The 13,932-nt window shown below is 60.7% G+C and carries 14 protein-coding genes; 5 read left to right on the top strand and 9 right to left on the bottom strand.

Translation table 11 applies throughout. The features are described 5' to 3' along the window. Positions 1-7: 7 nt before the first annotated feature. A complete protein-coding gene (locus BP846_RS02030; protein WP_292392381.1) occupies positions 8-1,372 on the top strand; it encodes a PFL family protein in 1,365 nt (454 codons plus the stop codon). Between the two features lie 264 nt (positions 1,373-1,636). On the opposite strand, the gene BP846_RS02025 is transcribed toward BP846_RS02030, so the two are convergent. Continuing rightward, the gene (locus BP846_RS02025) at positions 1,637-2,668 is read right to left on the bottom strand and encodes an inorganic phosphate transporter (protein WP_292392380.1); all 1,032 of its coding nucleotides are present in this window, start codon (positions 2,666-2,668) and stop codon (positions 1,637-1,639) included. A gap of 203 nt (positions 2,669-2,871) precedes the next feature. Here BP846_RS02025 and BP846_RS02020 point away from each other — a divergent pair, with 203 nt between their 5' ends. After that, entirely contained in the window at positions 2,872-4,341 is a 1,470-nt protein-coding gene (locus BP846_RS02020) for an RNB domain-containing ribonuclease (RefSeq protein ID WP_292392379.1), read from the top strand. A 57-nt stretch (positions 4,342-4,398) separates the two neighbouring features. Here BP846_RS02020 and BP846_RS02015 read toward each other — a convergent pair whose 3' ends face one another. Then, positions 4,399-5,091 (bottom strand): lactate utilization protein, encoded by a 693-nt coding sequence (locus tag BP846_RS02015; protein ID WP_292392378.1) that lies wholly within the window; start codon positions 5,089-5,091, stop codon positions 4,399-4,401. A gap of 122 nt (positions 5,092-5,213) precedes the next feature. Next, positions 5,214-5,642 (bottom strand): MGMT family protein, encoded by a 429-nt coding sequence (locus BP846_RS02010; protein ID WP_292392377.1) that lies wholly within the window; start codon positions 5,640-5,642, stop codon positions 5,214-5,216. A 321-nt stretch (positions 5,643-5,963) separates the two neighbouring features. Here BP846_RS02010 and BP846_RS02005 point away from each other — a divergent pair, with 321 nt between their 5' ends. Then, complete coding sequence (locus BP846_RS02005; protein ID WP_292392376.1) at positions 5,964-6,599, top strand: VTT domain-containing protein; 636 nt, start codon at positions 5,964-5,966, stop codon at positions 6,597-6,599. Positions 6,600-6,705: 106 nt separating this feature from the next. Here BP846_RS02005 and BP846_RS02000 read toward each other — a convergent pair whose 3' ends face one another. The 4 genes from BP846_RS02000 to BP846_RS01985 form a co-directional block, all read right to left on the bottom strand. After that, positions 6,706-7,020: a hypothetical protein gene (locus tag BP846_RS02000; RefSeq protein ID WP_292392375.1), complete on the bottom strand. Its 315-nt coding sequence runs from the start codon at positions 7,018-7,020 to the stop codon at positions 6,706-6,708. Between the two features lie 421 nt (positions 7,021-7,441). Continuing rightward, positions 7,442-8,947, bottom strand: coding sequence for a glutamine synthetase family protein (locus BP846_RS01995; protein WP_292392374.1), 1,506 nt, complete (start codon positions 8,945-8,947; stop codon positions 7,442-7,444). 314 nt (positions 8,948-9,261) lie between these two features. Continuing rightward, positions 9,262-10,128 (bottom strand): class I SAM-dependent methyltransferase, encoded by an 867-nt coding sequence (locus BP846_RS01990; RefSeq protein WP_292392373.1) that lies wholly within the window; start codon positions 10,126-10,128, stop codon positions 9,262-9,264. Positions 10,129-10,307: 179 nt separating this feature from the next. Then, positions 10,308-11,306, bottom strand: coding sequence for a M28 family metallopeptidase (locus BP846_RS01985; RefSeq protein ID WP_292392372.1), 999 nt, complete (start codon positions 11,304-11,306; stop codon positions 10,308-10,310). Between the two features lie 191 nt (positions 11,307-11,497). Here BP846_RS01985 and BP846_RS01980 point away from each other — a divergent pair, with 191 nt between their 5' ends. Further along, positions 11,498-11,986, top strand: a complete 489-nt coding sequence (locus BP846_RS01980; RefSeq protein WP_292392371.1) for a DUF61 family protein — start codon at positions 11,498-11,500, stop codon at positions 11,984-11,986. Between the two features lie 11 nt (positions 11,987-11,997). On the opposite strand, the gene BP846_RS01975 is transcribed toward BP846_RS01980, so the two are convergent. Next, entirely contained in the window at positions 11,998-12,285 is a 288-nt protein-coding gene (locus BP846_RS01975; RefSeq protein WP_292392370.1) for a hypothetical protein, read from the bottom strand. A 214-nt stretch (positions 12,286-12,499) separates the two neighbouring features. Further along, entirely contained in the window at positions 12,500-13,075 is a 576-nt protein-coding gene (locus BP846_RS01970; RefSeq protein ID WP_292392369.1) for a hypothetical protein, read from the bottom strand. A 122-nt stretch (positions 13,076-13,197) separates the two neighbouring features. On the opposite strand from BP846_RS01970, the gene BP846_RS01965 reads away from it, so the two are divergent. Next, the gene (locus BP846_RS01965) at positions 13,198-13,896 is read left to right on the top strand and encodes a M48 family metallopeptidase (RefSeq protein ID WP_292392367.1); all 699 of its coding nucleotides are present in this window, start codon (positions 13,198-13,200) and stop codon (positions 13,894-13,896) included. Positions 13,897-13,932 lie beyond the last annotated feature (36 nt).

Raw genomic sequence — 13,932 nt, 5'->3', positions numbered from 1 at the left:
GGGTATTATGATCACTATCTTCGAGGTAAACGAGACGAACAAGATGATCGAGCAGGAGAAGCTCGACGTGAGAACCATCACGCTCGGCATCAGCCTCCTTGACTGCTGCGACTCCGATCTCGATGCCTTAAACAGGAATATATACGACAAAATCACCCGGCTGGCAAAGGATCTCGTCTCGACCGGGAGAGAGATTGAACTCGAGTACGGGATCCCGATTGTAAACAAGAGGATATCAGTAACCCCCATCGCACTTGTCGGCGGGCGGGCCTGCAGGTCCCCGGAGGATTTTGTAACGGTTGCAAAGACGCTTGATCGGGCCGCAAGGGATACGGGGGTCAACTTCCTCGGGGGATACTCGGCGATCGTCTCGAAGGGAATGACCTCGAACGAAGAAGCGCTCATCCGCTCAATCCCGGCGGCTCTCGCCTCGACTGAGAGGGTCTGCAGCTCGGTAAACATCGGCTCGACGAAGACCGGGATCAACATGGATGCCGTAAAACTGATGGGAGAGATTGTACGGGAGACAGCCGAGGCGACGAAGGAGAATAACTCTCTTGGCTGTGCGAAGCTGGTCGTCCTCTGCAACGCCCCTGACGACAACCCGTTCATGGCCGGGGCTTTTCACGGTGTCTCCGAGGCTGATGCAATTATTAACGTGGGCGTAAGCGGCCCGGGAGTCATCAAGCATGCACTCGAGGGTGTCCGGGGGAAGAACTTCGAGGTTCTCTGCGAGACGGTCAAGAGGACGGCCTTCAAGGTCACCCGCGCAGGGCAGCTCGTCGCCCAGGAGGCATCGGAGAGACTTGGGATCCCGTTCGGGATCGTGGACCTCTCTCTCGCCCCCACGCCGTCCATCGGGGACAGTGTCGCCGGGATCCTCGAGGAGATGGGGCTCGAGTCGGTCGGTGCACCAGGGACGACGGCCGCTCTTGCTCTCTTAAATGACCAGGTGAAGAAGGGAGGGATCATGGCGAGTTCCTCTGTCGGCGGACTTTCGGGTGCATTCATCCCGGTCAGCGAGGACCAGGGGATGATCGATGCGGTGAACCGCGGCGCCCTCACGCTCGAAAAGCTCGAGGCGATGACCTGCGTCTGCTCAGTCGGCCTCGATATGATCGCAATTCCGGGCGACACACCCGCCTCGACCATATCCGGTATCATCGCAGATGAGGCCGCAATCGGGATGATCAACCAGAAGACGACCGCCGTTCGGCTGATCCCGGTGATAGGAAAGGATGTCGGCGACACCGTCGAGTTCGGCGGGCTGTTAGGCCATGCACCGGTCCAGCAGGTGAATAGATTCGGCTGCGCTGACTTCATAAACCGCGGCGGGCGGATTCCCGCGCCGATCCACAGTTTTAAAAACTGATTGCCGGGGAGGTTCGGCCCCATTTTTCCAGATTCCAGCGGCATGACGACGCCCCAGAACAAACCTTGAACTGCCGGCAGCGCTGGTGGTGCTCTGGGGGCGTGACCTCTACCGGACCAGCCGAACCGGTACTTCCCTGCCGCCCCGACGGGTGGAACCGGACCGCCTGCAGCAGGCTGTGAGAGGGGGATCCGCGGCCCGCCCGATCAGCCGGGAGATGCCGATGGTCTCAGTCAGCCGTGCCTGACAATCGTCTTCGCGACTTCAGACCAATCGCGCCAGGTGAAGTGCCGAGAATGCCAGAAACCCGATCAATGCGCTGAGCGGTATCGTGAGGATCCACGCCGTGACTATCCGGCGCGCAACGCCCCATTTCACAAATTTCACCCCTTTGGTAACACCGACGCCCATGATGGAAGAAGATATGATATGCGTCGTGCTTACAGGAATCCCCACAGCGGAAGCACCGATAATCGTTGCGGCCCCCGCCGTCTCCGCCGTGAACCCATGGATCGGCCGGAGCCTCGTGATCCCGTAGCCCATCGTCTTCACGATCCGCCATCCCCCAAAGAGTGTGCCGAGCGCGATCGCCGCATGTGCGATCAGGATCACCCAGATCGGGACCGGCAGATGGTTCGGGTCGACGCCCGCCCCGAAGTAGCCGATGGAAAACAGGAGCGGAGTAATGATTCCCATAGTCTTCTGTGCGTCGTTGGTTCCGTGGCTGAAACTGTACGCCGCCGCTGACAGGAGCTGGAGACGCTTGAAGTATCGTTCGGCTACCGGTCGTGCGGTGTCCCGGGAGAAGCGAAGCACTACGGTCATAAACAGTAAGCTGATCACAAACCCGACGATAGGCGACAGAACCATGAAGATGACAATGGTCTGGACGGTCGAGATTTTAATTGCCGCAACCCCGGCCGCGGCTATGCCCCCACCCATCAGTCCACCGATGAGCGCATGCGATGAGGATGTCGGGAGACCGGAGTACCACGTTATGACGTTCCAGACGATCGCCCCGATTAGGCCGCAGAGCACGACAAAGGGGATGACCGATGTGTCGATGAAATCGAGTTTGATGATCTTACTGATGGTACTCGCAACTGCGACACCGAACCCGAAGGCCGCGATAAAATTGAAAAAGGCGGCAAATATCACGGCGTCTCTCGGGGAGAGAACCTTTGTCGAGACGACAGTCGAGATAGAGTTTGCCGAATCGTGAAAGCCGTTTGTGAAGTCGAAGAAAAGCGCGATGATGATAATGCCCACGATGAGGATCAAGGTAAAGTCAAGCATCGGATTACCAGTTCTATACTGTTACTCCATGGCGAGTATAGCAATTTTGAATATAAACTATAGACGGATATATGAACCGGAGAATAAATACAGACATACATGAGGTCGCTATATTTCCAAAGGAACGGCCGGGATCATCGGGCAGACTGTTGGCGCGGGAGCGTTCACAAGCCATATTATACCCGCAAACGAACCATCACAAGATGCAGAACCATCCCCACGTCGACCTGAACGCCATCGCATGGGCGGCGATGGATCAGTACGGCTTTATCCCCGGGTTTCCGCCGTCCGTCCTCCGGGAAGTCGGCGCTCTTACCGCAAACGTCTTTCCGGATACCCTCAGCGACCCTCGCGACCTCCGATCGCTCCTCTGGTCGTCGATCGATAACCACGATTCAAAGGACCTCGATCAGATAGAAGTCTGCGAAGAAGAGCCGAACGGGGAGATCCGGGTCAGGGTTGCAATCGCCGACGTCGACGCCTACGTCCCGAAAGAATCGGAGACGGATCGGCATGCCGGCCATAACGGGACATCGGTCTACACCGGCGTCGAGACCTTCCCGATGCTGCCCGACCGCCTCTCGGCGGGCATCACGTCGCTCCTCCCAGGCCAAGACCGGATGGCAGTCGTCATCGAATACACCGTCCTCCCGGATGGGAGCACGAGGCCCGGCGAGATCTACCGGGCGATCGTCACGAACCGGGCAAAACTCGTCTACGAGGAGATCGGCGACTGGCTGGAAGGGACCGGCCCTATCCCCCGGACGGTCAGGGAGACACCGGGACTGGAGAGGCAGATCCTTCTCCAGAACGAGGCGGCCATGCTCCTCAAAAAGCGCCGGACGGAGCGGGGAGCGCTTGCCCTCGAGACGATCGAGGCCGAGCCCGTCGTGGCGGACGGCCGGGTCCTGGGCCTCGTCATCCAGCAGCAGAACCGCGCGCGATGCCTGATCGAGGAGTTCATGGTTGCAGCGAACGGCAGCGTGACAGCGTTCCTGAACGACGCTGGCCTTGCCATGATCCACCGGGTCGTCCGCACACCAAAGAACTGGGAGGGGATCGTGAGGGAGGCGGCGGAGCGTGGCGAGACTCTGCCCATCGAGCCTGACGCGGAGGCGCTCACCGCGTTTCTCATCCGGCAGAAGGCGGCCGACCCCGACCGCTTCCCCGACCTCTCCCTGACCGTGGTGAAACTGATGGGGGCGGGCGAGTATGTGGCGTTCCAGCCGGGCGACGTCCCGGTCGGCCACTTCGCCCTCGCCGTCACCGACTACACCCATGGCACTGCCCCGAACCGGCGCTACGTTGACCTCATCATCCAGCGGCTGATAAAATCAGTCATTGACGGGGAGCGCTATCCTCCCTACACGCCTTTTGAACTTGACGACCTCGCCGTCAGGCTGACTGACCGGGAGAAATCGTCCCAGAAGGTCGAACGCTTCGTCCGGAAGGCGGCGGCCGCAGTCCTGCTCCGGGAGAGGATAGGCGACTCGTTTGAGGCATTCGTCACCGGAGCCTCGGAGAAGGGGACGTATGTCAGGCTGATCGCCCCGCCGGCCGAAGGAAGAATCGTGCTGGGCGAGCACGGTCTCAGGGTCGGCCAGAGGGTACGGGTCCGCCTGCTGGCGACAGACCCATACAGGGGTTTCATCGACTTCGAACATATCGAATGAGGGAGGGGGGCCTCCGGCCGGACCCGGGCTTTCCGGAGCTGAGTCCCGCCGTCCGGTTCAGTAGCCGAGCTGTTCCCGGACCAGGACCAGGGTTATCCTCCCATCCTCAACCTCGTCGTTGAGGATAACGTACTTGCCGATGGCACTCCCGGTGCCGTAGACGCGCCTGGCACGCTGATTCTCAAGGGGCAGGGCGTACTCCCAGCACCGCCGGAGCGCCTCGTCGAGCGTCGGCACGATCTTGTTCGCCCCGGAGACGAGGATGAGGTGGGCCGCTGCGTGAGGCCACGCCCCCATCCGGCTCCCGGTCTTGTCGCACCCCACCACCTCGCCCGACTCGGCGATCGCCTGGACTCCGGAGAGGAAGTAATCGGCGGCCACGCTTTTGCGGCGGAGCGCGTGGCGCTTCTTCTCATCGTTCTCGGCCGTGACGACCGCGTGATAATCCCGCCAGCCCTTCCGGTTCTCCTTGAGCACCCGGTCAAACCCGATCTCGACCAGGGTCGTCGAGGTACCGTTCATGATCTCGGCCCCTTCGGGCAGCAGGTCAACGACCGTCCGGAGCGCTTCCTCTGCCGAATCCATCAGGATCACCCTTATGTTCCGTGCCTCAATCGCTGCAACTGTCTTTTTGATCGTCGCATCGTCCGGTATCCGGCTCCATCGCCCTGCGTCCACCCCGGCATCCGCCATCAGGTTGACCGCACTGTACTCCGTATCTTTCGCCATCTGCTGGGTAACATTTACCATCTGATCACCCCGCCCGGGGTGGACGCGATCCCACATATACCTCTCCCTGCACCAGGCTGCGCAGGAGAGCATCAGGTTTGTCACAAAAGACCGCACGAAATGCTGCAATACCTGTCGCGGCTTCAGTACCACATATGTTCCATGAACACCCGGCCATCCTCCCGAAACCTGACACCCTCCATCTCAAGCAGTCCCCGCTTCATGTCCAGGCCGGCCTGAAACCCACCCAGCCGCCCGTCCGACCGCAGGGCGCGGTGGCAGGGGATGACGAGGGGAAACGGATTCATGGCGAGTGCATTGCCGACCGCTCGTGCAGCGCCGGGATTCTCGAGATACCGGGCGATGCGCCCATAGGTGCTGACGTACCCCCGGGGTATGCCGTATTCGGCGAGGAGCACGCGCCGCCGGAAGGACGGGCACCGGTCCAGGTCGAGCAGGTCGATGTCGAACAACACGTCATCCCCCGCAAGAAATGACCGTATCCCGGCGATCAGCGTCTGGATGCCTTTTTCGCGGGGTTCTTGAACGGAAGGCATGCCCTCGATCGTCACCGCACCGGATCGTGGGGTGCCGGGAAGGATAATTCTCCGCACCTTCGGTCCCGATGCATGGTGAACCCATATGAGACGGACCTGACCATACGCCGTTGTTATATCAGTGACCGCCGGTATCGCATCGGGCTGGCTGTCGGGGGATCGATCCATGGTTTGAGTGGACGGCTGCCCATCATTTAACCTGCGGGATTGAAGGGCCATCCGGTCTCCGGGCAGACCTATTCTCAATACCCATCCGCGATTCCAGGATAGCCTCAATCAGAACCAGGTTACATCGGCACAGCAAAGATTTTGGGTATGGGCGTAAAGAGAGAGTGAATGTTTGAGCAAATAGGATATCTTATCGATGTTGTCATACACTTCGATACCTTCCTGCCTCTCATTATAGAGGAGTACGGGTTATTCGTGTACTTCTTTCTCTTCCTTATAATATTCCTCGAGACGGGGGTCGTCATCGCCCCTTACCTCCCGGGCGATTCGCTTCTCTTCCTCGTAGGCGCGGCCTCCGCACACGGAGACCTCAACGTCCTCCTCTCCCTCACACTACTGGCTCTGGCAGCGATTGCGGGGGATACAGTGAATTTTGGAATTGGAAGGGCGTTTGGCACCCGGTTTCTTTCAAGAGGCATCCCCCTCATAAAACGACACCATATCGAACGAACAGAATCATACTTCAAGGAATATGGTGGGAAGACCATAGTTATAGCCAGATTCATTCCATTTGTCCGGACCCTGGCACCGTTTCTGGCAGGAACAGGAAGGATGGACTACTCCAGGTTTATCATATTTAATGTGTTCGGAGGAGTATTGTGGGTCTTAAGTTTCATCCTGGCAGGATATTTCTTCGGGAATCTGCCTATCATATCCGATAACTTCAACATCGTCACGCTCGCAATCATCGGAGTCTCCTTGCTTGGAGTGGCCTCCATGATACTCGGTATCAAAAAGACATAATATCCAATTTAGGCACGTTGTTGCAGAGTTGTCCAGAGACAGCCCGCGACGCGCCCTCCACAACATCCGACCCCGACGGATAACCAACGACCGTTCGCCAAAAAAGTCACGGGGTCGGCGCGGCCTCCACAGCCGCCTCTTCCGCCTGAACCGCCTGGCTGTCCCAGACGAGAGCACTCTTCATCTCGGTCATGATCACCCTTGAGCCGGGTGGGACCCGGATCGCGTCACCGATATCCTCAGGAGCCCGGGCCCAGACGACCTGGTGTTTGACCTCCCCGTCGGGCAGCAACACCACGACACTGTAGGTGTTCATGCCCTCCTCGGGGGCACCCTCCCTCTCTCCCGGGGTAATACGGTAGCACGTAAACGTGACCGGTCCAGATTCTTCTGCCATCCTCTTTTCTGCTTCACCTTTCATACGCATTCCTCCATCACCCGGACGTGCGCGGGCCCTCGCGGTTCTGCACGACCTCCACGGATAGTGAGAGGCTGCCTCCTCCGCCTGCCGGGGGCTCTGTCCCACGCCGGGGAGCCACCTCCTCTGGATGCCCTCCTAATAATAACTTGCCCATGCCACACCTCCCGGTGAGAGGAACTCCGCACACCCACCCAACCCGGGGGTGCCGGGACCAGGAGAGGGTGAGGGCCAGATGGGCTCCTCGTTCTGCGAGGGTGCTCGTGCACTGCCTGGATAAGCCTGAACACCTGCTGAACCATGCTCGTCCCGGAGCGTGTCGCGTATTATCGATAACAGGATCGTCCCGGCGCCGGGTACCCGGGAAACATACAGTCGAAGCCGGCCGTTGAAAAAGTATTCTGGGAGCCGAGAAGACCGGCCCTCACGCAACGTGGATGTACTGCTCGACCAGTTCCCGGATCGCTTCGTTGTTGCCGTAGAGCCTCTCGCTTAACCCCCGGTCATTAAAGGCCTTCAGGGTGGAGATCCGGCTCTCGATCATGCCCACCGGGAAGATACCGTTCTCCTCGAAGATCTCCCGCTTCGCCTCGAGCGCCTCGGCCGACTCGACACAGGAGGCAGGGAGCTGGTTGAGTTCTGCGAGACGCTCCCTGAACTCGGGCCGGAAGATGTTTCCGCTGACGTAGAGCCGCTCAGCCGCGTCAAGCGCACCGGGCATCTCGATCCCGTGTAGCGACGCCACGACAAGACCGGCGACAATCAGGTAGGGGTCGGCCGAACCGTCGGCGACCCGGTACTCGAACGTCTGCTTCGACGGCCGTTCCTCCCGGCAGCGGTCCTCACAGGGATTGGCATCATGGGTCATGCCGTCGGCGCCGATCCAGCCGAGGGGCACGCGGACCACGACCGAGCGGTTGCGGTCGCCCCAGCAGATCGTCGTCGGCGCCTCCTGGTGGGGGACGAGACGGAGATAGGAGGTCGGGATGCTGTTCCCGAAGGCGGTCAGGGCGCCGGAGGCGTCGAGGATGCCGGCGATCATCTTCCGGGCCATCGGGCTTAATCTGCCGTCCTCGACCATCAGGTTCCGGCCGTCCTTCTCGGCGAGCATATGGAAGTGCATGCCGCTCCCGGCCTTGCCGACGGTGATCTTCGGGGCGAAACTGATCTCGACGCCGTACTGGTTGCCGAGCATCCGCAGGATCCACTTGGCGATGATCACCTGCTCGACCGCCTGCTCGACCGGCATCGGCAGGAACTCAATCTCGTGCTGCTCGTAGTAGGTGTCGCCGTTGCAGAAGCACCCGACCTCCGAGTGGCCGTACTTGATCCTGCCGCCGGCCCGGGCGACGAGACGCATCGCCTCATCCCGCAGGTCCGCAAACTTGACGAAGGGTTCCGCCGAGTGGTAACCCTTCTGGTCGCGGCCGGGGTAGAGATCATCTCGCGGGCTGATGACGTAGTACTCGAGCTCGCCAAGGGTCTTGAACGTGCAGCCGGTCCGGCGGGTGAACTCCTCGTCTGCCTTGCGGAGCACGTACTCAGGCGAGCTCGCGAGCGGTTTGCCGTCGTTGTCGTAGAACGAGCAGAGGAACTCGAGCGTCGGCACCTCGGCAAATGGGTTCACGAAAGCCGTCCGGTAGCGTGGGATCACATAGAGGTCGCTGCTCCCCGCCTCGATAAACGAGAAGAGGTTGCTGCCGTCGACGCGTTCACCATCCGAGAGGATGGTGTCGAGGTGCTCCTTTGAGGAGATGACGAAGTTGAGGGTCTTGAGCTTGCCATCTTCGGCGGCGTAGCGGAAGTTGACCATCTCAATCCGATTCGCCTCGCAGAACCTGATAATATCCTCCCGGGTAAACTCCGCCGGATCCTTCTTGAGAAAACAGACCAGATCGTTTGGGTTCATCAGGATATCAGAATCTTTCATATTTTTTTAACGTTGGTCTCGACCATATAAAAGCGTACTCACCTCTTCACACCAATATGCTCAAAGACCCGGGTTTTCCGGCGCTTGAGAGGAGTCCCGGACCTCACCCGGAACGATGGCAGGCTTCAATCGCCGGACCGGAAGGTACGGGCAGCCTCCGGAACGCATCTGTTCCGTCCTGCGCGATGAATAACACCGGCAACCGGACTCCCTGTCCGCGGGCCCTGAATCTGCGACGCTCATCCCGCCTGCGCAGGGAGTTGCTCAGGCGAATAGTATGGCGGCACGTATCCGGGCGTGATCTTTGAGGTGGCTCATACGCCTCCCGAGCGGTGCGGTTCCCACCTGATGCAGGCACGGTGCACCCGGTGCCTGAGCACCAGCCCACCGTCTTCCCGGACAAGGCGGGCGGCAAGATACTCCCTGAGGATATCCTCCTGCTCCGGGGTCCCGACGAGGAGTCTCCCCCTGAGTGCGTCCACCCCGGCATCGAGATCAGGGACAATGAGCCTGTGCTCATCCGAGGAGACCGAGACATTCGGATAGATCCCCATACGGTAGAGGAGGTTGAAGATGACGTCTGCCTTCGGCCCCGGGAAATACGGCACCCCGTGAAGGCGTGGCCAGATCTCGAGCATGATCTGCTCCCAGTAGGGCAGCCCGGCGAAATGGAAGACGGCAACGGTCCCCGAGCAGACTTCGTTCATCCTCTCGATCGCTTCTTTCAGGTTGGGCATACCGAGAGAGAATGACGCAAAGACGATATCGTACGGCGCATCGAGGTCGCGCTGCAGGTCGGTCTCCTCCCAGTGCCTCCCCACGACGGTAATATTGTCAATCCCGGCTTCCCTGACCGCCCGCTCCATCACATCCCGCATCGCCTGCGCCGGTTCGACCGCGGTGACCGCCGCCGCCCGCAGGGCGAGGGGGATCGCGATCGCGCCCGTGCCGGCCCCGATGTCGAGGACACGGGACCCCGGGGTGACCGGAAGAGAGGAGGTGACCCAGCGGACCCGTTCACAGTCGTCCCCGGCAGAGGGGGTTGCACGTTTTTTCGCCCGTTCACGATTGTCCCAGAAGTCCGAACACCCTCTGTTCCGCTTCAGGGCGGTACTCGTCTCCATCCGGGAGCGCCAGACTTCGTTCCAGTCTATACCGTCATGCCCGCTTGAACCGATCATGCATTGTGTAGTGTGGGGCGGGTCAATAAAAATATAGTTAAAACTCCTTTTTGTCAACCAATCACCATCTACAGAGCCCGCACAGGGGCGGCGGCAGCAAACTTGCCGACCCCGGGTACTGTTCCCCACGCGGGAGCGAGCCCATCCACGGAGCGTGCCGGCGGGATACAGCACAACGGTTACACAGCGGACGGGGCCTTCGGGATGGCGGCATCCTTTCCGTCATCCCGGAGCCCGGCCACCTTCGCGAGCACCGAGAGGCCGAGCCGGGCATTCCTCTTTGCGTAGTCGAACGATACGTGGTTGATGGTGTCGTCCGGGGTATGGGCCGGACCGTGGTCCTCGGAGTGCGTCATCACGGCCGGGAATCCCCGTGCCCGGAAGGGTATATAATCTGAGGCGCAGGTATGGTTGTTCCGGGTCAGGGTGAAGTTTGTGGCGTAGAGGGTGTTGTGGTCCGCCATGAGCGCCGCAATATCGGCAGAACGCTCGTCAGACATGATATCGAGGACGGAGCGGTTCTCCGGGTCGTAGCAGGCCGAGTCGTAGTTGAGGTAGAGCACCACCGGGACCCCCGTATCCGCGGCGCGCGCCGCATAGTCGGCGCTGCCGTACGAACCATCCTCTTCGGCGTTCCAGAGCGCGAACTGCACCGTCCGGTCAAACGAATGCCCGCTCATTACCCGGGCGAGTTCCAGGACAATCGCAACCCCGCACGCGTTATCGGTAGCCCCGGGCGCCCGAGCCGGGTCCGACGACGTGCTGTCGTAGTGTGCCCCCACGATGACAACCTCGCCGGAGGTGTTGCCGCTCCCGGGGAGCGTGGCAATGACGTTGTTGAGTTCACCCCCCTGTTTCTCCACCTCGAGCCCGGGGATATCAGCAAGCCTGGCGTAAAGGTACTCCCCTGCTTCCCGGTTACCCTCCGACCCGAACTCCCGGGTCGGGAACGCCTGCAGGTCGTACGTCGTGTTCCAGAGTTCGGATTCGTTGATCTCCCCGATAATCTCCACGATAGCGGGGTCAGGCTGTCCACGTCCCAGGGGTGCGCCGATGAGGCCTACTGGAACGACTGTGAGGAAGAGGGCCAGGCAGGCAAGCAGCAGGGCACAGGGCAACACCTTCCGGGCACGGGCATGCTGTCGGGGGTATCTGTCGTGCGCCATATCGCGTTCCATGAAGGATCACACCAAAGACGCAGGATTGTGAGCGATAATACATATACTTTCGCCCGGATGACGGGAGGAATGGGATTCCGGAGATCAGCCGTATTTGACCCGGACAAACGAAATCACGTCGTTATTCCGACAGTTTGGGAAGACCTCCCGGGTTCTGGAGGACCCCCGGGGGCCAGAGAGGTATATACCGTATGACGATGACGGATGGGTACCCCGGCCGGGAACGGGTCATCACCGGAGTGCGTAATATGCCCGAACGACCATCAGTGAGCGACGAGTCGACCCTCTTACGGTGGATGCGGCTTGAGATCGGCAGGATCAACGACGGCGTCGTTGTAGAGCGCAAACGCCTCTCCAGGCTCCTCTCGGAGGAACATCCATCGTCCGTCACGAAGGGCGGGAGCGAGCACAAGTTCGACCGGGATGTCCTCCTCCGGCTGAAGCAGGCCCTCCCGGGGGAGCTGCAGAGGCGACTTCGGCTTCCGATCCTCTTCTACTTCGACCCCTCGGTCCCTGACAGTTTCTTCCTCACGGATGAGGCTGCGGTGCAGGCCCTCCAGCGCCTCCAGGAGATCAGCCCCCTCAGGAGGGTGCACGGCGGGAGGCTCTGGATAGCGAAACCTCTTGTATACGCCACCATGAACAGGTATCCGACAGTTATACAGATCATGATGGGCTAGGGGGAGCGACCTTACACTGAAAAAGAGATGGTGTTCTCTCCGGGGCGGCCAATCTCCCCGATGCCCGGCAGGATGCTCACCGGCCTGCCCTCAAACTGGTGGCCGACGATGGGGTATGCAGCCGGCGAGGTACTCTCTGGCCGGTAATCCACATGCCGGGTTTCGTTATCCGGCGAAACTATGGGAGACGGCCGATCCTGGGGTCCGACGACGATGCAGGCAACAAACCCGGCAATGACAAGGACCTGAATGGCAACGGTCAATACTGTGGCCATCTTCTGCTGGTAGATCTCGATCACCTCGCATGCCCATAACAGGGATCGCATATAAATTTTGCTAATTTTATACTATTGAGTGCTATATTTTGTTACCAATAATACATAGGCGTGGTGAACGGCCGAAACCATGCGCCCGGCAGCCGACCGGTCCCGGGGAGACTGCTGCAACCGTAGCCACTTCCGGCGACGAGGGTGGGAACCGCTGTCCTGTCAGCCTGAGCGACCGGCCGGCTGATCAAGGAGCGTTCTTCTTCCCGAAGGTTCGCCGGACCCGTTCAAGCACCGGGCGGGAGACCTCGTCCATCTGCTGATCAAAGTAGGCCACCCATTCCGCGACGACTGCAAGTTCTTCCTGCTGCCCGTCGAGCCGTTCCTGCAGACGGTCGAGGGCCTGCTGAAGTTGTCCGGTCTCCTCTCTCCTCAGTTCCTGTTCCCGCTCGAGCTCACCGGCGAGGCGCGCGATCCGGCGCTCCTGCCTGGCCAGCGTCTCCTGCATCACCCGGATGTCGAGCACCACCTCAGCCGGGAGTGGGACGTCGGTCTGGCCGATCTCCTCCGCTGGTTCTTCCGGCGCAGTCGATCTCCTGCCGGAGCGGACCTCTCCGACGATCTCTTCGGACGTGAGGCCCCTTCCAGAGAGTTCTACGAGTCCCCGGACAACTCTGACCGCCTTCTGCGGAAAAAGCCTGACCGGGCCGATAGTCCGATAGGTAAAGAGGCTGTTGTAGGTCTGGACGAGAGTCCGGACGTCCTGTTCGGAGATCCCGGTGAGGTGCGCTATGTCGCCGATCTTGAGTTCTTTCTCGCTCATGAGCCACCTTTTGCACCCGCTCTCCCGTGAGCGGGGGCCCTACCCTACTTCTTTAGTGTCATCAGATATAGGAGCGTGCCGGATCGCGGGATATTTCTCGCAGCCGTCCAAGTACTGGTACCATGAACCAGGGAAGAGAAGGGAGCGTCCCGGAGGGCACGACCGTCGTCCGGAAGGCAGTGCGGTCTGCCCGCCTCCAGGTGCGGCCGGATGGGACCCTCCGGGTGGTCGCCCCCCCGTCGTTTGATGTCACGGGGTTCCTGCAGCGCAACGCGGCCTGGATCGAGGAGCGGCGCGGGGAATTTGACCGGCTGGCCGCCGAAGGGCGCGGGAGGGAGGACCGGCTCCTCCTGCACGGGCGGTACTACCGCCTGGTCCCGGGCGAGCGGTTTGTGGTCGACGAAGCTCGCGGGGCCGTCGCCTGCCCATCCGTCCCCGGTCTCCGGAGAAGCCTCTCCGGGGTGTTGAAGGAGGAGGTCCTGGACCGGCTGGAGGCCTACACGGACCTTACCGGCCGGAGGCAGGGACAGATCGCGGTGAGACTGCAGAAGACCAGATGGGGGAGTTGCTCGTCACTCGGCAACCTGAACATCAACCTGCGCACCATAGCCCTCCCTGACCCTCTGCGCGAGTACATCGTCGTCCACGAGGCTGCCCACCTCCGCGAGCAGAACCACTCAAAGCGGTTCTGGCTTCTCGTCGGCGACCATTACCCCGACCACCGGGCGGCGGAAGCCGAACTGCGGCGCTACTGGGTCATCCTCGAACGAAACCGGACCTGGGGTTCGATCCAGAGCGCTGGACGCGAGGTATCGGACTAGGGCAACGATTCCCAATTATCGGACTTATTTAGTACT

The sequence above is a fragment of the Methanoculleus sp. UBA303 genome, from assembly GCA_002501655.1.
Taxonomy (GTDB): domain Archaea; phylum Halobacteriota; class Methanomicrobia; order Methanomicrobiales; family Methanoculleaceae; genus Methanoculleus.
This window is presented reverse-complemented; position numbering and strand designations above follow the sequence as displayed.